Below are 23332 nucleotides of genomic sequence, written 5' to 3' on the forward strand. Positions count from 1 at the left end.
ATAGTATAACAAAGAACAACAAGAAAAACATCTTTGTACCATTTAATGTCGATTCATGGTGCCTGTCCCCCTATCGCACCGGCCGTTGGGTCGGGAACTGACAGGGCCACAGGGTCGGGAACTCTGTCCCACATATGTTCCCCAACACCACAATAAGCCTCCAACATTCTATGTAATCCTTGCGCCATAATATGCAAGTATTGTAAGCTAAAGTTGGAAAACCCTACATTTTCTTGAAACTTATTCCTAGCATTCAACGACAATAATAATGAAAAAATAATCGAATTTAAACAGGGCTTCCACCTAAAATGCAAATTATCCAACAATAATACATCTAGAATCAACCACATCCAGACTAACCAAAAATAATTATTATGGAGGTTTACATATGAAGAAATCTCGTAAACTATTACCTAGTACGATTGCGGTTGCTGTCGTTGCGAGCGCAAGTGTGCCCACAATCACTCAGGCTGAAACCGTTCAATTTAAAGACGTTAGCACGAATGCTTATTATTATAATGATGTTCAATGGCTTGTGCAGGAGGGGATTATAACTGGGTATTCGGATGGGACTTATCAACCGAACAAATCGCTTAGTCGCGAAGAGGCTGCGGCGATGTTTGTTCGTGCCCTTAAGCTCGATAAGCCGACCAACAGCACTAGTATTCTAGAAAAATATAAAGATATTAACCAATCAAGCTGGAGTGCTGCTGACCTTGCTGCCTTTATAAATGAGGGAATTAACGATGATGATACATCCTATTTTTACCCATCAGCCCCGCTTACACGTGAGGTTATGGCGAGCTGGCTAGTGAATGCTTTTCAATTTAAGGAAAAAAATAGCACGAGTGTACCGTTCACGGACATTGACAAAATTGCAACTGAACATCTTTCCAATGTAAAAACCTTGTACCAAAACGAAATTGTTCAAGGTAATACAGATGGTTCATACGCTCCGAAAAGTGGGGTAACACGCGCCCAGTTTGCCATTTTTATGAAGCGTGCGATGACCAGTCCGAGCAGAACAGACGAGGTGGAAAAAACAACGCCGCTAAAGTTTGAAGAAGCAAAAGCCATTAACTTAAAGCAAGTCAAAATCACAGCAAACCACGCAGGCTATAATACACAGCAGGTTACAAATCAGGAACTTTATAAAATAGAAGATAGCAACGGCAACAAGATTAAAGTTGCTAACATTCAGCTGAACCAAAAAGAAATTACACTAACGCTTGAAAAAGCTCTAAAGGACGGAAGTGCAAAGCTTGTTGTTGACTCTGCCATCACTGGAGAAGTGGAGAACTTCCGCCTCAACTTTAGTGACAGAGAAAAGCCGACCGTCACAAGCATTAAGCCTACTGGCAAAAACTCTTATGTGATTTATTTTTCCGAGCCGTTAGATTTTGGGGTTGAAAATGGCAAGACCCTTACCAAAAAAGATATCGAAAAAACGCTTGAACTCAATGATTACAGATACTCTATTGAAAAGGCGACGGTCGAGGAATTTGGACAGGCCCTTCATATTGAGCTCGAATCCAATCTTCGTGAAGGTGAGTTTGAACTTGAGTTTTTGGATACAGACTGGCTCCATGATTATGCAGGCAACGAGCTAAGAACTTCAAGCTTTGATTTTACAATGAAGTATGAAAAGACGGCTCCGCAGCTTATTGAGGTCAAAAACGTACAGCCGAATCAGGCCACTCTTGTTTTTGATAGATATATAAAATTGCGTTACCGCGGCTACTTGTATCACACATCGAGTGCACATTACCCAAGCAAGGCAGTTGTCCAAAATGGGAATGAGCTTGTACTGACGTTCGATTCTAATCACATGATTACTAAATCAACCGATATTATTTTAGAAAATGGAGCAGTTGAAGACCTGTGGGGCAATCAAAATACGAAAGCAACAAAGGCCATCCAAGTTGCCGAAGACAAAACGCCTCCAACTATTGAAAGTGTGGAGTTTGTTGACAGCACCGTCGCTGACAGTAAAAATATCAAAATGAAGGTGACATTCTCTGAATCTGTGAAAAAGGATATTGCCGACGATATTGACAACTACAAGCTTAAGGACGGCAAGGGTACAACAATCAAAATAAAAGATATCAGATTTGAAAACAGTTCGACAAATGATAAAATCGCAACATTTACAATTGATCGATATTACGGGGAACTTCCGAAGCAACAGTTCACACTTCAGGCTGATAAAATAAAAGACTTAGTTGGCAACGTGTCCGATGAGTTTGAGTACAGCTTTACAACAAGCAGCGAAAAGCCGCCAGGCGATTTTACCGCAAAAATGATTACGAATGATGATGAAGAATCTGTGCGAATAATCATAGATTACGGAAAGAAAATGTCCACATCCGGCAGCTATTCTATTAATCAATTGGATCTTTATGAGCTAAAAGTAAACAAAACAATAGCTTTATTAGATGATTTGCATAGGATAGATGGTTTTAACGTAACATTTAAGGCCTTTGATAATGGAAAAAAAGCAGAAATTTTGATTGAAAAAACTGGCAAGCTTGCAGGAGTTTGGGATGACTTTTTCTGGGACCTAGTGGAGGCCGTTGACGATGATGATTTGGATGATGTTGAGCTCGTTGTAGGCCGTCTTGCTGATGAGGATGACAATCGCACTCAAAGCATCGTTAACAAAATTAAGCTTAGTGTTCAGGGGGAATTCAGCACGAATCAGGTGACCGCAAAAGCTATCGATGACAAAATAATTAAGCTAACATTTGATGAAGAACTAACCAATTTTGATGATGACGACTTTATCGTTTTCTGGGATCGAGATAGTGATGGCAAGTTCGACTCGAACGAGAAATTGGATTCCAAGATGTCAATGAATACGGTTGGCGGAAAATCCGTGATTACCATTAAACTTGATGATAAATTAGATGCTGACGGAAGATATGACAAAAAATACGTGTATGTGGTAACGGACAGCAACGTTAAAACGAAAACGCGCTACGGTCAAACGATCAAGATCAATAACCTTCGAGTTCAAGACGGCATTGCACCAAAAATTGATACGTATCGTGGAACAGAGCTCGTTTATGTTCAACCGGTGACAAACGACTCATCAAGAGCAATCGTCAGTCTCGAATTTACCGACGATATCGATAAAAACACGTTAACAAGGCTGTCATTTGTAATTGGCGACGGCAAAGATTATGAAGTAGAGTCAGCTGTTGTCGAAAACAATGACAAAATTTCTTTAGTTGTAAAATTAAACGGAAACCGTGCTCGAGACCTAGTTGGCGAATACGTCAAACAAAAAGCAGCGATCTCTGATGATAACGACAATATCATCAATAACATCAACGTCCGTATTAATGAAGAAAAAAGCAGCAGGTCAAAACCGTAAAATGTGGGACACAGGGTCGGGAACTCCGTCTCAAAAACAAAAGGGTCAAGTTCTTTGGTGAACTTGACCCTTTATCATTTTCTGGGTCGCGGGGTCGGGAACTCTGTCCCAAACTCTGTCCCATAAAATTTTTTTAGCTGACTCCCAGGATTTTTATCGGTTGACAACTTCCCTTTTGGCCTACCTTTCATAGGTTATTAGTATCTTTGGTGTTGAATTTGTTATTTATGGGTTTTAAAGGCGAAAAAATCAGAGCTGGAGGTTTAAGATGATTACTCAGTCTACATCCAACAAATGGACGATATCACCTCATGGTGGTGAATTGATCAACAGAGTAGTGACTGGTGAACATAGGAAGGAGCTTTTGGCGAGGGCTGTGAAAATGCCTTCCTTAACCATTTCGGATTGGAGCATCTCCGATCTTGAATTAATTGCGATTGGGGGATTCAGCCCGTTAAACGGGTTCCTTGGAAAGCGGGATTATGAAAGTGTTTTGGAAAAAATGAGGCTGGCGAACGGACTCGTTTGGAGTATTCCGATTACACTGCCGGTTTCAGAAAAGGAGGCTATGCGTTTTGACGTTGGGGCAAATATTGCTCTAAAAGGAAACGACGGTGTGGTTTACGGTGTTTTACAGCTGAAGGAAAAGTTTTTGTACGATAAGGAACTTGAGGCATCGTATGTATATGGAACAACGGATGATGCTCATCCTGGTGTGAATAAGATTTTTGAAAAAGGCGATGTTTATTTGGCAGGTCCAATCGTTTTATTAAATCGACCAACCCATGAGCCTTTTGAAAAATTTTATATGGACCCAGCGGAAACAAGGCGGCTATTCCGTGAATTAGGCTGGAAGACGGTCGTGGGCTTTCAAACGAGAAATCCGGTACATCGCGCCCACGAATATATTCAAAAAAGTGCCTTGGAGATCGTCGATGGCTTGCTTCTGAATCCGCTTGTAGGTGAAACGAAAAGTGATGATATTTCCGCTGAGATCCGGATGGAAAGCTATCAAGTTATTTTAGAAAAATATTATCCGAAAGATCGTACATGTATGGTCATTTATCCGGCAGCCATGCGTTATGCAGGTCCACGGGAAGCAATTTTGCATGCTTTAGTTCGGAAAAATTATGGATGCACGCATTTCATAGTGGGCCGGGACCATGCTGGGGTAGGCGACTATTATGGAACCTATGACGCCCAGCGCATTTTTGATCAATTTACAAAAGCGGAGATTGGCATTGAAATTCTAAAATTTGAACATAGTTTTTTCTGTAAAAAATGTGGCAACATGGGCACAACGAAAACGTGCCCGCACGGGAAAGAAGACCATGTGCACCTTAGTGGCACTAGGGTCAGAGAAATGCTGCGAAACGGAGAAAAGCCACCAGCAGAATTTTCCCGTCCAGAAGTTGCCGAAGTGTTGATACGGGGGATGCAGGGAGAAACGGAACAACAGTGAGAGACGGGGGTGCTGCGAGGTAGGGTGTGTGGGCCACGAGGGTGTGGGCTGGGCCATGGGGTCAGATGCCTGTCCCCATGTTGCGGTCGGCATGGCAGTAGTGCTATCGGCGGTGCCTGTCCCCGTTGCTTCGCGCGTCCCAAATGAAAATGAAAGGATGACGGTGTGTGAAATCCAAGAATATTGTTTGGCACAAAGCACAAATTACGAAACGCGATCGCCGCCGCTTAAATGGACATAAAAGTGCTATCCTTTGGTTTACTGGGTTTTCTGGCGCAGGGAAATCGTCGTTATCAGTAGCTGTTGAGAAGGAATTACACAAACGCGGAATTCGGACCTACGTTTTGGATGGTGACAATGTGCGCCATGGTTTGAACAACAATTTAGGCTTCTCTCCAGAGGATCGGACGGAAAACATTCGCCGCATTGGTGAGGTGTCGAAGTTGTTTGTTGATGCTGGTGTGATGACGTTGACGGCCTTTATTTCACCGTATCGTGAAGACCGTAACATGGTCCGTGAGATGGTTGATGACGGGGAGTTTCTCGAAATTTATGTAAAATGCTCCCTGGAAGAATGCGAGAAGCGGGATCCAAAGGGGCTTTATAAAAAGGCTAGAAATGGTGAAATCAAAGGTTTTACAGGAATCGATGCCCCTTATGAAGCACCGGCGGATCCTGAACTAGTGGTGGAAACAGACAAAGAAACGCTAAGGGAATCTGTAGCAGCGGTTTTGAATTTTCTGCAAGAAAAAGGATATATTCAAGAGTAGGTTGGCAGTTATTCTCATCAAACGAGGTCAAAGAGCAATTTGGTGAGGATAAAAACAAGATATCTACTATCAAATGAGTACGCAGTGCAATTTGATGAGGATAAAACCAAGTAATCTACCATCAAACGAGTTCGGAGGCCGAATTGGTGAGGATAAAAGCAAGTTATGTATCATCAAACGCGTTCAAGGCCCCATTTGGTGAGGATAAAATCCAGTTATCTATCATCAACCGAGCACAGAATTCGGTTTGGTGCTGATAAAATCAGGATTATCCAGATAACGGTAATTACTTTTAAAAAGTATTCTGAGAAAGATGGCACCCAACCACAATTTGCTGCCATCTTTCTTTTATTTTAAAAATAAAAATCGGCTCTTTATTAACCGACAATCCACCAAAAAGATGCACCAAAATAATACGCAAATTTGGGAATGTTTTTACAGAGTTTGAAAGGGTTTAGTGGTAATATAATAGAACAGTAATAGATAATGTCATAATTTGAGAGGAAGTACTTTTATGCAAGGTTTGGTTTTTTTAAAAAAGAAGAGATTATGGGCTTCATTATTATTTTCTATTATATTGGCCTGCCAATCCGTGGTTTTTGCGGATGATATTGATGAAATTCGTGAGATTATCAAAGACGGGTATTATGTGCCAGTTAGTCAGGAGATTTTGGACAAGCCGACGATTGATGAAATTCTTGAGGAGCTTGATCCGTATACGGAGTTTTTTACAAAGCAAGAGTTTGATGAATTTATAAAATCCATTGATATGAATTATGTGGGTATCGGGATTATCGGCGAGCAGCATGACCAAGGGGTTAAGGTTGTGTATCTGTTTGAAACAGGTGCTGCGATTAAGACTGCGCTGCAATTGGATGATATTATTATTGAAGTAAATGGGACGAGTTTGACTGGTAAAACGATTGATGAGGCACAGGAATACTTGCTTGGGAGCCCGGGTTCGACGGCCCATTTGAAGGTATTTCGTCCTGAAACGAAAGAAACGCTAGCGATTGATGTGAACCGGGCTAAGACTGAAATTGCGCCGACGGTGGAGTCCGCTTGGCTTGGTGGAAATATTGGGTATTTGCGATTGAACAGCTTTAATGAGGAATCTGTTTCTGAGCTGCAAAAGGCTATGAAAAATGTGGGCCAGGTTGAGGGCTGGATTGTTGACATCCGTGATAATGGCGGCGGTTATTTGGATGCGGCTCAGGATGTGGCGGGTTTATTTCCTGGCGTTGAGGTCGCTTTGATCGTAGAGGGTCAGGAACATGATGCCAATTCTTTTACGAGCAATAAACAAAATCCGCAGCTGACTGGTCCAATTTTTTTACTGATTAATGCTGACAGTGCCAGTGCGTCTGAAATTTTGGCTGGGGCTGTTCAAGATCAAAAAGCTGCACGGCTTTACGGCCAGACCACTTTCGGCAAAGGTGTGGCACAAACCGTGTTTGAGCTGTCTAGTGGGAATTTTTTTAAAATGACAGTTGCCCAGTTTTATACGCCCGATGGATATGTAATTGATGGAACTGGAATTAAACCGGATGTGGAAACGGAAATTGGCGAGGAGCTGAAGGTTGCTCACCGGGATATGCTGCTTTTAGATGAGGAAACGGCAACGTTATCAGGCCAGAAATTTGGTGGAGCTGTGCCGGTTAATGTGGAAATCGCAGTCCATTTGAATGGAGTTTTTTCAGCAGATACATTGAAGGAAAAAGTTTCTTTAATTGAGTTAGGTGGAAAAAATGTTGAAATCAATGTAGAACCGACCTCATTGGAAGGATTTAAAATAACACCTGCAAAACTTTTAAAACCGGAATCTAGTTATCTTTTAAAAATTGATTCAGGCATAAAAGATTATGTTCTATCATTCAAGACGTCTGATAAAATAGAGAAAAAGGAACCAACTCAGGTAAAATTTTTAGATGTAAAAGCAACGGACTTTTTCGCGAATTCCGCAATAGTTTTATATAATGAAGGGCTTTTAAAAGGAATTGGGGAAAGAAAGTTTGGACCCGAAATCCAGCTTACTCGGGAGCAGGCAGCTGTATTTTTTGCTAGGATACTAGGATTAGATACAGAGGGCGTTGTGAATCCAGGTTTTTCGGATGTAAAAGCTAGCGAGTATTATTATTCGTCAGTAGCGGCTGTTAAAAAGGCTGGAATTATGAACGGAAAATCGCAGAATCACTTTGGAACAGGTGATGTGTTAACTAGAGGCGAAATGGCGGCTTTACTAGTTCGGGCGTTTCAATTGCAGGCTAAAGGTGCTGCTGCTGAATTAGGGGTTGGAGCCGCAACCCCATTTAACGATGTTGCGAAATCATCATTCGCTAATGATATTTTAAAACTCTATCAATCTGGCTTAGCAGGCGGCACAACCAAAACAACATATTCTCCAGAAAAAGCTGTCACAAGAGGGGAATTTGTTACTTTTCTATATCGTGCATTGGTGAGTCAAGGAAATAGTGAAGATTTTGCGGTGGTATCAGTAGAGTAGAAGCAAGTCCGGAGTAGAATGGGTGTGGCCTGGTCGCATGAAATCTTTGCGGTGCCAGGTCAACCATTCATCTGGTATACATATGAATTTTTACTTTAAGTGCTTGAAAAAAATCTGAGTGCCAATACGCCAAGGTGAAATTGATTTAATAGAGGAGGCGGCATCCATGAAAAACAAAAAATTAATAACGGCATTAACAGCAATTATGCTTACAACGACAAGTGTCCAGGCCATATCGGTTTCAGCGAATGACGATATCACCGGACATTATTTTGAAAGAGAAATGCGTTCTCTTGAATCCTTGCAAATTATGAATGGTGATGGGAAGGGGAATTTTTTTCCTAACCAACTTGTTACTAGAGCGCAATTTGCAGCCTTTTTAAACAGATCTTTAAAACTACCAACTGCAAGTACTAAAACTTTTACTGATACCATGAACCATCCATTGAAAGCGGAAGTTCATAATGCCGCGGCTGCAGGCTACATTAATGGCGTTGGTGATGGGAAGTTTTTGCCTAACCGAACTTTAACACGTGAAGAAATCGCGCTGATGGTTAGTCGAGTTTTAACATCAAATGGTTTGAATGAAAGTCCTGCACAAACTTCTAGTTTTAAAGATGCTAAAGATATAAAATACGCAGAAGCAATTCAACCTGTTTTTGCATATGAAATCATGGGTGGTTATGACGACAACACCTTCCGTCCTAAAGAAGGGGTTACCCGCGCACAGACCGCTGCTGTAATCTATAAGATGTATAATCTTCTTGAAAAACAAGAGCAAGAAAAGCAAAAAGCAGAGCTAGAAAAACAGAAGCAGGAAGCTGAAAAAGAAAAACAAGAAGAACAATCAAAAGAACAAGCGGGAAATAAAGTTGGAGCTGATAAGGAAAAAATAGATACAAGCAAAGACAATATTGTTATTGCAACAAAGCTTTTGAACGTTTATGAAGATGGAATGAAGCGGGTCCGCACATATGTTAACGTCGGCACTGAAATGAAATTCCTTGAATTGATTGGCAACAAGGTGGAAGTGGAATTAGCAGGCGTAGTCGGCTATGTAAATAAAGCCGATGTAAAAATTGTTCCCGAGGACGAAGTAGAAAGTAGAACCTATTATAAAGTTTCATCGGGTTACCTACGTCATTACATTACGGAAAATGGTGTGCTAGGAAGCTATATTTTTGGACCAGCTCCTAAATTTTTGAAAGAAGGGGAAAAAGACTATAGCTTTGATGGTAAAACTTTTACGGAAGGTACATACCTTCAATATTTTAACTATCTACCATTGCTTTCAGAAACAAACTATTCTGCTGAGGACCTTGATGATTATGTACGATCCCAAAAACCAACTTCACCGCTTATCGGTTTGGGAAAGGTTTTTAAACAGGCTGAAGAAGAAACAGGTGTCAATGCGTTATACTTGCTGGCCCATGCGATTCACGAAAGTGCTTGGGGCACAAGTAAAATAGCAACGGACAAATTTAATTTATATGGCATTAAGGCAATCGATGCAGATGCCTATAACAATGCAATGCAATTTAATAGTTTTGAAGAATGTATTTTATATGCAGCAAAATATGTAAAGCAAAATTACTTAACACCTGGAGAACGCAGTTTCTACAACGGTTCATTCCTAGGACATAAAGGTGTCGGCGTCAATTTATTTTATGCATCAGACCCATACTGGGGCCAAAAAGTTGCCGGCCGCATGTATGTCATTGATGAGTATTTAGGAAAAGATGATTGGAATAGTTACAAAATCGCACTTAGCAAGGTGCCATCATTAAACGTAAGAAGCGGCCCAAGCACAAGCGACAAACTACTATATGAACATCGATATGCCGGTGTTGGAATGATAGTACTCGAAGAGATAAAAAGAAACGACGGTACATGGTATAAAATTAAATCAGACCATCCTGACTACGAAGAAGGTTACATTTACGCAAGCGGGGAAAGAGGCAATTTAGCAGAGATCATTAATTAATATTAATGGTCTTTTTTTATAACAATAAATTAAAATAATATTATAAAGAGTCAAATAATTATGTTTACATTTCGACAAAATCCAACTATACTAGTAAATAAAAATAAACCATTTTTATTTTACATCATTCCACAACCTCAAAATCCTTTCATTATTTTTACCGCTTATTTTTCTTAATTTATCATATCAATTCCTATCAAAATAATCTCATAAGAGAGGTGTCAAATGTAATGGCATCAACGATTTACAGCTTTAATATTTCAGGTGTTGATGGCTATGTTGTTGAGGTCGAAACAGACCTTATTCATGGACTGCCCTCAGTTTCCATTGTCGGGTTGGGAGATGCTGCGGTTAAGGAGGCAAAAGAAAGATTAGTTTCTGCTATCACTGCTGCAGGCTATGATTTCCCATTGTTCAAGCTCGTTATAAACCTTGCTCCATCAGATATGAAAAAACGAGGTACCCACTTTGATCTGGCGATGGCGATTGGGATTCTAACCAGAACAGATCAAATCAATGTCACTCAAGATTGTCTGAAATTATTTGGTTTTATTGGTGAGTTATCACTTAACTCAGAAATCCGTCCATCATCTGGTGTTTTGCCAATGGTTATCAAGGCGAAGAGTGAAGGAATTCGCCACCTGATTGTACCTAAAGAAAATGTGCAAGAAGCCCTTTTGGTTGAAGGGATAAACATCTATTCTGCTAAGGATTTACAGGAAGTGGCAGACTTACTTGAAGGAAACCGCTCACTTCAGTCTGAAAAAAAATCCCGGCAATCGCAACAAACTACTTCAAATATAAACCTTGACTTTTCCGACGTAAAAGGGCATGAACAGCTTTTAAAATATATTACTGTAGCGGCTGCGGGCAATCATAATCTTTTACTTTCAGGTCCTCCGGGCTGTGGTAAATCTATGATTGCAAAAAGAATTCCATCCGTTCTTCCCAAAATGACGGAAGCAGAAGCCCTTGAGGTTACGAAAATTTATAGTGTTGCTAATCTATTAAAAAACAAAGGAAATCTGATCGTTGACCGCCCGTTTCGTTCCCCACACCATAGCATTTCCCAACATGCCCTTATCGGAGGAAGTCAGCATGCAACACCGGGAGAGGTTTCGCTTTCGCATAATGGGGTTTTATTTCTTGATGAAATAGCTGAATTTAATCGGAAGACCCTAGATTCTTTACGACAGCCACTTGAAGACCGTGAAGTAACTATAACTAGAGTTAGCAATACAAACACATATCCCTCTAATTTTATGTTAGTTGCTGCAATGAACCCATGTCCGTGCGGTTATCATGGCACGGATAAATGCCGATGCACCGATTATGAAATTCATCGCTATCGTCAAAAACTATCTGGTCCGATACTTGATCGTATCGATATTCAAAAGCATGTCACCTCAGTAAACTTCTTTGAAGAAAATTATAGTAAAATAAGTTCTTCGCAAATAAGAGAAAAAGTAGAAAATGCAAGAGAATTCCAACAAAAACGATATAAAGGTTATCCTAATATAATCTCTAATGCTGACCTACCCCCTGCTCTTATAAAAAGATATTGTGAACTAGATAGTGAAAATGAACAGCTGATTAAAGAAGCATATAATCGCTTTCGTTATAGTGCAAGAACTTTACATAGGTTTTTAAAAGTTGCAAGAACATTTGCAGACTTAGATAGTTCAGACAACATTCGCAGGATCGATTTAGTCAACAGCTTAATGTCACGGGATATCGATAAAGAACAACGGGATTTTTTAGTAGTTTAAAAATCGCTGCTCGTATGAAATATGAGAATTAGCGAACGGTAAATTATTATTTTAAAAAACTATAAAATGTTGGTGATAGCATGGAAGAAATATATTGGTTGTGGCTTTCCTTAATCCCTCATATCGGGCCTGTTTTGCAAAAAAGATTACTGGAATATTATGGAACACCTGAAAAGGTCTATGCGGCAAGTGATGAAGACCTGCAGAAAAATATTAAAGGTCTAAGTACCCGTGCCATCCAGTCTTTCATCTCCAATCATTCTCTTGATAGAGCAAAATACATGAAAGACAAATGTGAGAAGCAAAAAATAAATATTTTAACAATAGATAGTCAAAATTATTCTGGAATTGCAAAAGGTTGTCCAGAATCCCCAATAGTCCTATATGTTAAAGGAGAGATTAGACCGCCGAGAAATTCAATTGCAATTGTCGGTTCCAGAAGATGTACAGATTATGGTAAAAAAGTAACCGAACAAATTGCGGCTGAAACTTCAAAACAGAACATCACAATTGTAAGTGGAATGGCAAAGGGCATAGACAGTTATGCCCATACAACAGCGCTCAAAAATAATGGGTATACCCTGGCCTTTCTCGCAAATGGTGTGGATATATGTTATCCATCCGAACACCGCTCGCTTTACGAGCAAATTATTGAAAATGGAGCCATTTTGTCGGAATATCCACCGGGCACAAATGCTCATCCTAAATATTTTTTAAAAAGAAATGCCTTAATCGGTGCTTGGTCAGACAAGGTAATCGTTGTTGAAGCAGGTGAAAAAAGTGGGGCGCTAACAACAGTGGACTTTGCGAAAAAGTATAGTAGAGAAATATTTGCTGTTCCAAACCGTATAGACGAACCTAATGGAAGGGGAACAAATTTACTTTTACAATCGATTGCTAAGCCTTATCTTGGAATAATGTCACTCAACCTAAAGGAACATTCAAAAACCGAAGGAAAATGGGTCTATCCTACAAAAAAGTCTATCAAACTACAATTACTAGAAGCAGAGAATCTCAATCCAATTGAAAGGAAACTATTAAAAATACTTGAAGAAAACCCAAAACAAGTATCAGAGATCCAAAATATCCTTAAAATTTCAACTAGCAATCTGGAAGAATTGCTCTTTAATCTGGAATTAAAGGGAAAAATAAAAATCCATGGGGAGAATATTTTCCGTAATAAATAAAAAAATTTCAAAAAACTATTTACTAACTTTTAGTTTCTGTGATATACTTACAACATAATTTTCGACACAACTTATAAAAAAACGCTACCATTTGACGAGAGGTGTCATATTTGGCTACTATTTTATTTGTTGAACACAGTAAATACACAATTGTAAAATCCTCATCCGGGTTCTTCCTGTCAAATGATCTTCTCTCAAAACAAATTTCAACTCTATTTCCTGTCTATTATTCTACTTTTCGGTCCAATCCATTATGTCGCTAGTTTTATGTAACTTTGCTTTTATAATCTAATCCCAAAGTCCTGGCTTAGAGCATCCTTTCTTGCAAGATGGGTCTTTTTAGTCACGTTAGTATAGAGGTGATAAGCAGTAATAAATTGAAAACGCATTCAGTCAATTTTTTATCCTCCTCCAAGGTATTGCTTATCGTGCTCTTTACATAATATAGGAAGCATTACTTCATAAAATGCCCCGCTTTATTAGGTAATGCCTCGCACCACCCTGGAGTACCGAGCTGGAATCCTCTGGTAGACCGCTGGGTGAGCCTTCATCCAGCGGATTTTTTTGAAAAAGGAAGGGAGAGAAAAAGAAAATGCAAAAGATAAAATTAAAGGCTAAAAAAGTAACGTTTTTTGTAGATCCGAAAGAAACAAAACCAGAATTGAATAGGTTAAACCGTACTTCCTCGAAGGTTCTAATTGATCGTGTTTTAGAGATGTTATACAAGCTCCAAAAAGATTGTGAAAAACAATATCCGATATATCTGCCAAAATCCACCTACGAAAGCCTTCAAATTGCTTTAGCATTCAGTTTTTCAAAAACAATGAACAAAAACACCAATACCATAAAAGAAGTTATATCTATTTTGGATCAAAAAGAGGAGGTACTGCCACAAAATCAAATAGCGGCAATTTTAAATTCATTTGTAGAGTTTATAAAACAAGGAAGAGAGAATTATGAAGACATGGATGAAGTGCATTATTTAGTCTCCAATTTATCACCATTACTTTATCAAGCCAAAAGTAATGAAAGTTGAGGTATTATTCTATGAATGAAAAAGGTCATAAACAACATTCACAGATAAATGAAAAAGGCTTTAAAATACATGCAAAAAGAAACTACATTAGCAAGGACCGCTATTTAATTGTTTTATTAAAAGATAAAAATGACTCACCTCCAGAAGCTGGGGCATCTTGCCCAATTAAATGTAAATAGGGTGAAATAGAAAAAGCTTGTCTTTTTGCGGACAAGCTTTTTTGTGTTCTTAAAAATAATTTTTTTCTTTCATTTCTTTTATATCGTTCTCAACCAACTTGCGGAATTCTACACCGCGCTCTTTTTTGATTCGTTTAAAATCTTTTAACAAATTTTCCCCTGAAATCCCTCTATCAATTAAATCCTTCAAAATAATTTCGGAAAATGTATCTTTGCGAGTTAATCTTTTTGCCTCTAGAAGAAGTTGAAGATGGTCGTTAATGAGTTTAATAATTCTTACTTTTGCCACAAAAGACGCAGGAGGGTTATCTTTGCTGGTGATCGCTGCTTCCACTAGCATCGTTTCATTTTTCTCTTTTAAGCTATTGAAAAATTGAAAAAGGCCTTTTTCTATTAGGCCCTCAATAAGCCAGTGGTCGTTTGGGTTTTCTTTATTAATAATTAATCCTTCAAAAAGTGGAATATCATGCTTAGTTGTTTGGTTATTTGCTTCTGTAAATACCGTTAATGAACATAGTCGAAATGACTTCATAGGCAGGCCACCTTCCTTTCAGGTTTCTGTCTCAATCTATATTATACCACGATTGAAGTAATTTTTAACATTTCAGAAATTCCAACTACCACCCCAACCGCGATGTGGGGACAGGCACCACTGACGTACCACTATGAAAAAATTTGCACGAAAATATTGCGATTTTGTTGAATTTTTAATTTTTCAGCTATTTTACCCTTGAGATTTTGAAAATCTCCTAAGGAAATTTTGAAAATTCAAGTATATTTTACCCTCAGATTTTCAAAATTAGCGATTTGCATGAAAACGCTTTTGTTAGTATTTTATATAGTAAGAAAGGAGGGCAAGCAAATGAAGCTGGAGGAATATGATGTGTCTTTTGTCATAAAAAGGCCGGATCGGCCACCGCTTTTATTAGTGACATATGTAGCTTTATCGGAGGAGCATTTCAAGAAAAATCCAAGGTTAAGCAGGAAGGAGTTGATTGTAAAGAATAGCGTTTTTTTATTAATGGATCATTATAAGTTGGAACAAAAACCTGGAATTGAAATCAAAGTATTTAAAGTTAAGCCAGTCAAGAGGCTGTGCTTTAGCTGTAAGGGGATTTTAAAACCACTGAGGAGCGTTCATTAGAGCAACTTTACACAATTTTTCCTCATCATGCTGCACTTTAAGTCAATCATTCACCCCATGAAAATGCAATCATTTGTAATCCAGCAATCTACTTACTTAGAAATCCCCTGCATGGTCTTTCTTTCTCTTTCTGACGAAATGTTTTATCCTCGCCAAAAGAATCAATGCCTGCGATTCTTCATTTTGCTAAGGTTGAGGTAAAAAGAAAGAGCATCCCCACTTCAATTTTCGCGAAATAGGAGGTGTTGATTTTTTCATTCTATCAATATATTAACTTAATTCAGCAAATGTCTCCCACTTCCATAAGTGGAGGGTTCAAGGCGCATTTGATAAGGAGTGTGATGATTAATGATAAATCAGGTTACTTTAGTTGGTAGAATTACAAAAGACCCGGAGCTTCGATATACTGGTGACGGGGTTGCAGTTTCCAATTTTACAATTGCCTTAAATCGTAACTTTAAAAATGCGAATGGCGGGTATGATACCGATTTTGTGAATTGCAATATTTGGCGTAAACCAGCGGAAACAGTAGCGAACTTTTGCCTAAAAGGGTCCCTGATCGGAATAACTGGAAGGCTCCAATCAAGGCATTATGAAAATAGCGAAGGTAAACGCGTTTACGTAACTGAGGTTGTGGCAGAGGATATCAAGTTTATTTCTTTGAAAAATAATAAAAATTCGAGCCAGAGCCATAGTAATAATGCAGTGACAAACAATAATAATACTGCCAATCATAACACCGAAGCTGTTCTTATTAGAGAGGGACAGCCGGAAATGCAAAAGGAAATAGCCCGATCAGTCATCCAATAGACAATCCACCCTACTTAGATTTTTCACCATAAAAAAAGAAAAATCAGGTGGAACGTATCACTACTTCACCTGATTTTTCTATACATATAGGCTATGCAATCTTTTAATCTACTAGAAATATTGTAGAATTAGTGGCTCATTGTTGCTGAACCGTCATCTGTACCATCTTTTGTAACCTTAATAATGGCTGCTGCACCTTTTTGTACATGGTTAAATTGGTGTGTAACGATGGAGTAGCTGCCTTCTTCAACCACTGTAAATTCTACAACTGCACCGCCGCTGGCAGGTAACATTACTGTTTGCATTCCTTTGTAATGATTAGCAGGGTTGCCGTCAATATAAACATCATCAAATACTGTACCAACAACGTGGAATGAGCTTACTTCGTTTGGACCAACGTTATTAACATAAATTCTGATGCGGTCACCAACTTTAGCTAAAAGCGGTTTTTCTTTTAATGAGTAAGTGTCGCCATTTGTATTTGGTTGGCCTTCTTTTAAAGCTTTAGTAGAGAATACAACTTGGCTTGGTACGCCGTTTGTCATATCGTCTAAATCGTTATATTTGTACCATTCGTTTTGAACAATTACAAACTCTTTATCGATTTGATTGTCAGTTGGATATCCATTTTTCGGTTTTACAATAATGACGCCATGCATACCGTTAGCGATATGTGCTAACACAGGCTTCGTTCCACAGTGATACATAAATACACCTGGGTTGCTTGCTTTATAAGTGAATGTTCCAGATTCATTTGGCATTACATCAATAAAAGATTTAGATGGTGATGCGTGTACTGCGTGAAAGTCCATGCTGTGTGGTATAGAAGGGTCCATATTTTTAAGTGTAAAATTAATGGTATCTCCTTCATTCACAACTACTAGTGGACCTGGCGCTTCGCCGTTAAATGTCCAAGCTTTATATGATTTTCCTTTATCTATTTCAATATCAGTAATCTGAGCTGTCATTTCAACATTTACTTCATGTTCACCCACACGTTCCATTTTTAATGGTACTGGTGCTTGGTTTAAGTCTTTATGTGGTGCGATTACTTCAGTTTGAGCTGCTACTTCTTTTGGTTGTTCTGGAGGTGGAGCGACATCTTGCTTAACTGCATTTGAACCACAAGCTGCTAAGAATAATGATGCACTTACTAAAACAGGCAATGCTAATTTTTTACCTTTTAACATATTAATCACCTCATATTAGTTTTTAAACAATTTTATATTTTAATAATGAAATATTGAATATGTGAAGAATTTCACAAAGATACATAAAAATTTTTAGGTGCTTTATTCCTAATGAAATTCACATTTTGAATACTGATTTGCACCACATCCTTCATTGTTAAGGTTTTTATTGTTGTTATAGTAATATTACTCTTTACACTTTTATTGTAACATCGCAATCAAAAATTAAAATAGACACCTGTGTCGAATCTATGGCTAAATTTTGATTAAAATGTGAAGGAAAAAGGGTGAAAACAAGGAAAATTTTTCGATGCGTGATGGATTTACTATACACACAAAAAGTAGGGACTTCAGTAGGGGAATGTAATATGGAAAAGCCCGTAGTCAGAAGTATTAATCCGTATTATAATAACTGTATGGTAGGTGAATAGAATGGAAAAAAGAATTCTTGAGATCTTATTAGAATTACAGAATGATATGAAAACACTACAAGATGATATGAAAACGGTAAAAACTGAGATTTTGCCGGAATTGCAAATAGACATGAAAACAGTAAGCACTGATGTATCGGAATTGCAAATAGACATGAAAACAGTAAGCACTGATGTATCGGAATTACAAAAGGATATGAAACCAGTAAAAGCTAATATACAAGAAATTAAAGAAACGGTAAATAGAATAGAGGTTTCTCAAACAGAAGATGTTATAGGATTGTTGAAGCAGACAAAAAAGAAAACAGATTTTGAGGCGGATTATATCAATAATCGAATAACTGAAATGGACAAGCGATTGTTCCAACTTGAAAAAAGAATTGAAAATTAATCGTTAATGGAAAAGCAGACCAAAACACTATGCGAATTGGCCTGCTAATTCATTTTTTCTAACGTTGTCGTTTTTCTCCATTATCGGAATCCGTGGATGCCCATTTCGGTTATTTTCATTCATTCCAATCTTTCCGGAGTGTGAACAAGTCGCGAAGTTCATCTGTTGAAAGCTCAGTGATCCAATTTTCTCCCGATATGATGTCGTCGCTCAATGATTTCTTTTTCTCAATCATTTCATCAATTTTTTCTTCCAATGTCCCGGTAGTAATAAGTTTGTGAACATGGACAAAGCGTTTTTGTCCGATTCGATAAGCCCGGTCGGTTGCTTGGTTTTCGACAGCTGGATTCCACCAACGGTCATAATGAATAACGTGGTTGGCTGCTGTAAGGTTTAGCCCGGTTCCACCGGCCTTTAACGACAAAACCAGCAGCTTTTGTTGGCCATCCTGGAAAGAATCAATGATGTTATCCCGATCCTGCTTCCTCAAGCTGCCTTGCAGAAAATGAACGGTCTCACCAAAGTGCTCCTGAATAACATGTTGAATCATTTTTCCCATCCCAATATATTGGGTAAAAATAAGACTGCTTTCACCCTGGTTCAAAATATTTTCAAGCAATTCAATTAGTTTTTCCATTTTGTTAGAACGTTCCAGTAAAGAAAGTTCTGAAAAAGCATCCTTTAAATAAAGCGCCGGATGGTTACAAATTTGCTTCAGCTTTGTTAACATCGATAAGATAAGTCCGCGTCGCTCCATTCCTGACAGCTTTTCAATTCTGTCAAACGTATCTTGAATAAGCTGCTCATAAAGCGATGCCTGTTCCACCGTAAGCGGGATGTACTCTTTTTGTTCCTGTTTATCTGGTAGGTTCAAACTTACAATTTCGTCTTTTTTTGTCCGTCTCAATAGAAACGGTTTAACAAGCTGCTGCACTTGTTTGATCTTTTTTTCATCTTTATTTTTCTCAATTGGCGCTACATACCGTCTCGAAAAAGAGTGGAGGCTGCTTAAATATCCTCTGTTTATAAAATCAAAAATAGTCCAAAGCTCGGTGAGTCGGTTTTCAATCGGCGTACCGGTCAAAGCAATATGATGTTGACCGTTGAAGCTCCGTATCGCTTTTGATTGTTTTGTAAAAGCATTTTTTATATTTTGGGCTTCATCAAGACAAATCGTACTCCATGAAATTGCTTTAAGATCTTCCTCATCCATTGCGGATAACCCGTAGGAGGTTAGCACGATATCGTAGTCGGTAACGGTTTGAGCCAACTCTTCACCTTTTTTTCTCGAACTCCCATAATGAAGGTGTACATTTAACATTGGAGAAAACTTTTGTAACTCACGTTGCCAGTTTCCAAGTACAGAAGTTGGGCAAATAATGAGTGCTGGCATTTTAGGTTTTTCAAGTTCTTTTATATATAAAAAATAAGTGATCATTTGGACTGTCTTCCCGAGGCCCATATCATCGGCCAAACATGCACCAAATCCGAACTTTCGTAAAAATACAAGCCATTCTACACCATGCTTTTGATAGGCGCGTAATTCACCGTGCAAGCTATTTGGTATATTAATAGAAGGAATCGATGTTATGTTATGCAATTGAAAAATTAATTTTTCCAAATGAGTGTTGAGACCGATTTGGATTTGCGATAACGGGTTATCAAGTTCGTCATTATCCTGATCACCTGGTGTGCCGGCTGTCATTAATTCCTGTGCAAGAATATCTTGGAAGGAGAGCCCTTCTTTTTTCACACGCACCATGATTTCTTTTACTTGCTTGATAAAAGCTGGGTCAAGCTTCATCCATTTTCCGTTCACTTTGACTAAACGCCGATTTTGCTCTACTAATTGTAAAAATTCATTTTCATCAAGCTCAGCATTTCCGGTTGCAAATTTCCAATCAAAGTCCCCAATCGCTTGTAAGCCTAAAAGTGATTGCTGAGTAGACCCCACTGAAGACCGCAGTTGAATTTTCATCTTCGGGTTCATGGCTCGAATTTCCTGCCACCAGGATGGGAGGAGGATTTCAACCCCGGCTTCAGCAAGCTGAATGCTTGATTCGGATAAAAATGTCCAAGCTTGGTCTTCTCGAAGCGAATGGATGATGCCTTCATCTGGATTGGCAGATTTAAGCCATGGAACGATATGGCCCCAAAGCTCGATGCTTTTCGTTATTTTACTAAGGAAACTATGCCACTCAACTGGAACTGCACTCGCTGTATCGTTGTTTTTCCATTCAATCCAATGATTCGCATTTGTTTTATCTCGTAAAAGAATATCTAGAGTCCAGGAGTTTCCGCTACCCGTTTCCGCTTCTGGGACACCCGATGGCATATTCACCATTGAATCATCCAACGCCTCATCCGTTGATTCATCCACCGGTTCACTTAACCTGAGTTCAACGGTAAACGGTGCCTGGTCCGGAGTCCAGCCAATTTGCTCTAACCAGGTTTCTTCATTAATAAAGACAACGGTCTCGTCTGATCCTTTGTTTTGTTTCAATAAAGCTGGATGTTTTTCCAAGATTTTGGCCCAGCGTGTACCTAGGGCTTCATCCTTCTCGACAAACTCCATAATGGCTTCCGATAACCATTTGCGAATGAACGAAAATGTAAATAAAGAACTTTCTTCCTCTATTTTTAATTCGCTAAAACTATTCATCAGCTTCCAACCGAACTTACCGGCATTCCACTGTGCAAAATCCGGTACAATCCGGCCCTCTACTACTTCGGTAAAAATCACAGGAGCCCATTTCCGAAGCCATTCAACACTCTTATCAAAAGAAAACGAAAAAAGTGAACTTTGATGCGCCGCATCCGAAAAAAACTGCAAAATGTCCCATGAAGATAACTGAACTCCTTCACCGACTTCAGGAAACTTTGTTCCAAAGTAACTTTCGGCATGCCACGAAAAAAGAAGTGGGCGCCAATCTCCCAGCGCGGCTCGTCTCCCGTTTTGCTCTAAATGTTTTGCATAAATAATAAATTGATTAGAATCCAAATAATCGACTTGAATTTCGTACTGAAGTTGTTTAATCATTGATTAATTTTCCTTTCCCTTTTCGCAATTCCTCTTGAAAGGCTCTTAATCGCTTATATTTTGCAGAAAGCATATGAATATAGCTGTTCCAAACGTCCTCTTTTTTCAAAGACTTATAATGCGTGCGGAGCTTCCGCAAATATTTGACGGCCTGTTTGTAGGCATCCCGGCTTTTCTCGGAAATGGCGGCTTCCACCGCATGATGATAGAGCGGCAGGAGGCATGACCGATCTTTTTCCTCAATTTCCTTTAGAAGCCCTTTATCAATATTTTCGATGGCGATTCCAGCAAACAATTGAAGCTCAGTCCACATCCGGAATTCTTTTTGTTCCAATAAATAATCACAGAAATCACCGTAGCTATACGGGAGCCATGTTTGCAATGTATTGATGTAAACGTCTTCTTTGCCTTTTTCGTTTGCATATCCTTTTATATAAAATAAATAAAATGTCGTTAACTCTCGTTTTAATTGCTGCTCCCCATATTGATGGATGTATTCATTCATTCTTTTTTCAATAAAAGAAAGCCAGATTTTAAACCGATCCCAAACTTTATTTTGCGCCAATGATTTAAACCATGTTGTATAATAATACACTTCGTTTGCTGGGCCATCCGAAAGACGTTTAATGGCCACTTTGTCCTTTTCAACGATAAAATCAAGGTGGGCTAAAGCCAATCTACATTCAGATGAGAAATTAACTTTTCCGAGCGCTTTCAATTTCTCTTCTTTTTTGCCCCGTGCAAGAAGCTTGCGTTTGAGGCTGTCTAACTGCTCTTTTGTCAAAATTAAATTGGAACATGCAATTTGAAACAGATATAAGCGATCATATTGAAAATCCCTGGTCATTAATAAAATGTTCACCAACCGCTCGGGTGTTTCGCTAAGGATTTTTTCATCAGCGTTTGTCCGTTCTATAATGCTTTTGCGCACATTGAATGCAAGTTCTGCGATGTCAGCCAGAATTTCACCTAAATATTTGCGGGTATAGTGATTTGAATATGAGGACGAATAAATATCCGCTGCATTCTCTAATATTTTTTCAAAAACTGAAAGCGCTGCGTGGAAATGAAATAAATTTTCACCAATGGGTGATGATGGCATCACCGTATCGAGTAAGGTGGGATAAAAGGTCTCATAAAGATCCTCAGCCAAATTGGTGCTCCGCTGATAATTCCAGTACGTCGACATGCGCGCTTCTCGTTTTTTTGAAAACTGAATATATTTTTCGTTAAAAAAGGTGAGCCAGCTTTCAAGCGAATCCTCTTGATAGGTGCGCTCTTTTTTCTTGGGTTCTTCCAATATTGGTTTTTTCGTAATTGGCGGCATTTTTTCAGTAGCGGTATACTTGAATCCTTCCTTCCACTGATTAAAAAACTCTCCAGGGCTGTCAAATAAGGAAAAAATATAAAAAAGCGTCGCTAATTTATGAACACAAAAAATCTCGTCTTTTAGCTGACAGCTGCAAAAGCTGATCTCCATAAAATCTAGCTCCAGTGTGGTTGTATAGGTGTCGCTCTTATCCTGAACGGCGGCAGTGATCGTATCACCTTCAATAGCCGCATTATAAACAGCACCATTTCTAAACAATGAAAGGGCTTGTTTCAGCATGCTATAATCACGTTCAACCTGAGGGTCAAACATTGTTTCAAGATTTTCAATGCAATATTTAATTTTATCCTTTGGAATTTTGTTCACTAACATGTAAAAGAGACACCACCAATTTTTAGACTGGGCCCGCAGTTTTACGCGTGCAATTGGGACGCAGGGTCGGGAACTGTGGCTCCGCCCGAAGATTCCCCCGAAACTGTGGGACAACGAACCCGCCCCCACATCCCCAACGCGGCAAACCAATCCCAGTTGACTATCCTTTCATTATAATACAAAATTCCATCTTATCGCTATTCTTCGAAAAACGAATTTAATCTCATTCAGTGAAGATCCTCATTTTCAACTATTTTTACAGTAATGTTAAATTTATGAAAATAAGTTAAATTATATGAAACCTTTCGCCTGATCCAACGTACTAATTAAACGGGGCATTTTTCGACTTTATAGTTTT

At 38.8% G+C, this 23332-nt stretch carries 16 protein-coding genes; 12 read left to right on the forward strand and 4 right to left on the reverse strand.

Features of this window, described 5'->3' with window-relative positions:
* Nucleotides 1–388: 388 nt before the first annotated feature.
* The 9 genes from P9E47_RS00240 (at nucleotide 389) to P9E47_RS00280 (ending at nucleotide 14266) form a co-directional block, all read left to right on the forward strand.
* Entirely contained in the window at nucleotides 389–3376 is a 2988-nt protein-coding gene (locus P9E47_RS00240; RefSeq protein WP_003329896.1) for an S-layer homology domain-containing protein, read from the forward strand.
* A gap of 268 nt (nucleotides 3377–3644) precedes the next feature.
* Complete coding sequence (gene sat / locus P9E47_RS00245) at nucleotides 3645–4838, forward strand: sulfate adenylyltransferase (RefSeq protein WP_003329895.1); 1194 nt, start codon at nucleotides 3645–3647, stop codon at nucleotides 4836–4838.
* A 167-nt stretch (nucleotides 4839–5005) separates the two neighbouring features.
* Nucleotides 5006–5608, forward strand: coding sequence for an adenylyl-sulfate kinase (cysC, locus tag P9E47_RS00250; RefSeq protein ID WP_003329894.1), 603 nt, complete (start codon nucleotides 5006–5008; stop codon nucleotides 5606–5608).
* 514 nt (nucleotides 5609–6122) lie between these two features.
* Entirely contained in the window at nucleotides 6123–8111 is a 1989-nt protein-coding gene (locus tag P9E47_RS00255) for a S41 family peptidase (RefSeq protein WP_326162200.1), read from the forward strand.
* 166 nt (nucleotides 8112–8277) lie between these two features.
* Nucleotides 8278–10095, forward strand: coding sequence for an S-layer homology domain-containing protein (locus tag P9E47_RS00260; RefSeq protein ID WP_326162201.1), 1818 nt, complete (start codon nucleotides 8278–8280; stop codon nucleotides 10093–10095).
* 230 nt (nucleotides 10096–10325) lie between these two features.
* The gene (locus P9E47_RS00265; RefSeq protein WP_003329890.1) at nucleotides 10326–11864 is read left to right on the forward strand and encodes a YifB family Mg chelatase-like AAA ATPase; all 1539 of its coding nucleotides are present in this window, start codon (nucleotides 10326–10328) and stop codon (nucleotides 11862–11864) included.
* An 80-nt stretch (nucleotides 11865–11944) separates the two neighbouring features.
* The gene (dprA, locus tag P9E47_RS00270; protein ID WP_326162202.1) at nucleotides 11945–13051 is read left to right on the forward strand and encodes a DNA-processing protein DprA; all 1107 of its coding nucleotides are present in this window, start codon (nucleotides 11945–11947) and stop codon (nucleotides 13049–13051) included.
* A gap of 592 nt (nucleotides 13052–13643) precedes the next feature.
* A complete protein-coding gene (locus tag P9E47_RS00275) occupies nucleotides 13644–14087 on the forward strand; it encodes a hypothetical protein (protein ID WP_326162204.1) in 444 nt (147 codons plus the stop codon).
* An 11-nt stretch (nucleotides 14088–14098) separates the two neighbouring features.
* Nucleotides 14099–14266, forward strand: coding sequence for a hypothetical protein (locus P9E47_RS00280; protein WP_326162205.1), 168 nt, complete (start codon nucleotides 14099–14101; stop codon nucleotides 14264–14266).
* A gap of 49 nt (nucleotides 14267–14315) precedes the next feature.
* Here P9E47_RS00280 and P9E47_RS00285 read toward each other — a convergent pair whose 3' ends face one another.
* On the reverse strand, nucleotides 14316–14798 hold the full coding sequence (locus tag P9E47_RS00285) for a YwpF family protein (protein ID WP_003329886.1): 483 nt from the start codon (nucleotides 14796–14798) through the stop codon (nucleotides 14316–14318).
* 330 nt (nucleotides 14799–15128) lie between these two features.
* Between P9E47_RS00285 and P9E47_RS00290 the strand changes: the two genes are divergently transcribed.
* Complete coding sequence (locus tag P9E47_RS00290) at nucleotides 15129–15410, forward strand: hypothetical protein (RefSeq protein ID WP_003329885.1); 282 nt, start codon at nucleotides 15129–15131, stop codon at nucleotides 15408–15410.
* Nucleotides 15411–15758: 348 nt separating this feature from the next.
* Entirely contained in the window at nucleotides 15759–16220 is a 462-nt protein-coding gene (gene ssb / locus P9E47_RS00295; RefSeq protein ID WP_003329884.1) for a single-stranded DNA-binding protein, read from the forward strand.
* 128 nt (nucleotides 16221–16348) lie between these two features.
* Here ssb and P9E47_RS00300 read toward each other — a convergent pair whose 3' ends face one another.
* Nucleotides 16349–17410 carry a multicopper oxidase domain-containing protein gene (locus P9E47_RS00300; RefSeq protein ID WP_003329883.1) on the reverse strand — a complete coding sequence of 354 codons (1062 nt, stop codon included), beginning with the start codon at nucleotides 17408–17410 and terminating at the stop codon, nucleotides 16349–16351.
* Between the two features lie 432 nt (nucleotides 17411–17842).
* Here P9E47_RS00300 and P9E47_RS00305 point away from each other — a divergent pair, with 432 nt between their 5' ends.
* On the forward strand, nucleotides 17843–18232 hold the full coding sequence (locus P9E47_RS00305; protein WP_003329882.1) for a hypothetical protein: 390 nt from the start codon (nucleotides 17843–17845) through the stop codon (nucleotides 18230–18232).
* A 115-nt stretch (nucleotides 18233–18347) separates the two neighbouring features.
* Here the strand turns inward: P9E47_RS00305 and P9E47_RS00310 are convergent, their stop codons facing one another.
* Nucleotides 18348–21272: a DEAD/DEAH box helicase gene (locus P9E47_RS00310; RefSeq protein ID WP_326162206.1), complete on the reverse strand. Its 2925-nt coding sequence runs from the start codon at nucleotides 21270–21272 to the stop codon at nucleotides 18348–18350.
* Nucleotides 21265–22974: an SWIM zinc finger family protein gene (locus tag P9E47_RS00315; protein WP_326162207.1), complete on the reverse strand. Its 1710-nt coding sequence runs from the start codon at nucleotides 22972–22974 to the stop codon at nucleotides 21265–21267. The genes P9E47_RS00310 and P9E47_RS00315 overlap by 8 nt, the downstream gene beginning before the upstream one ends.
* Between the last annotated feature and the right edge of the window lie 358 nt (nucleotides 22975–23332).

The sequence above is a fragment of the Schinkia azotoformans genome (genome assembly GCF_035811335.1).
Lineage (GTDB): Bacteria > Bacillota > Bacilli > Bacillales > Bacillaceae_J > Schinkia > Schinkia azotoformans.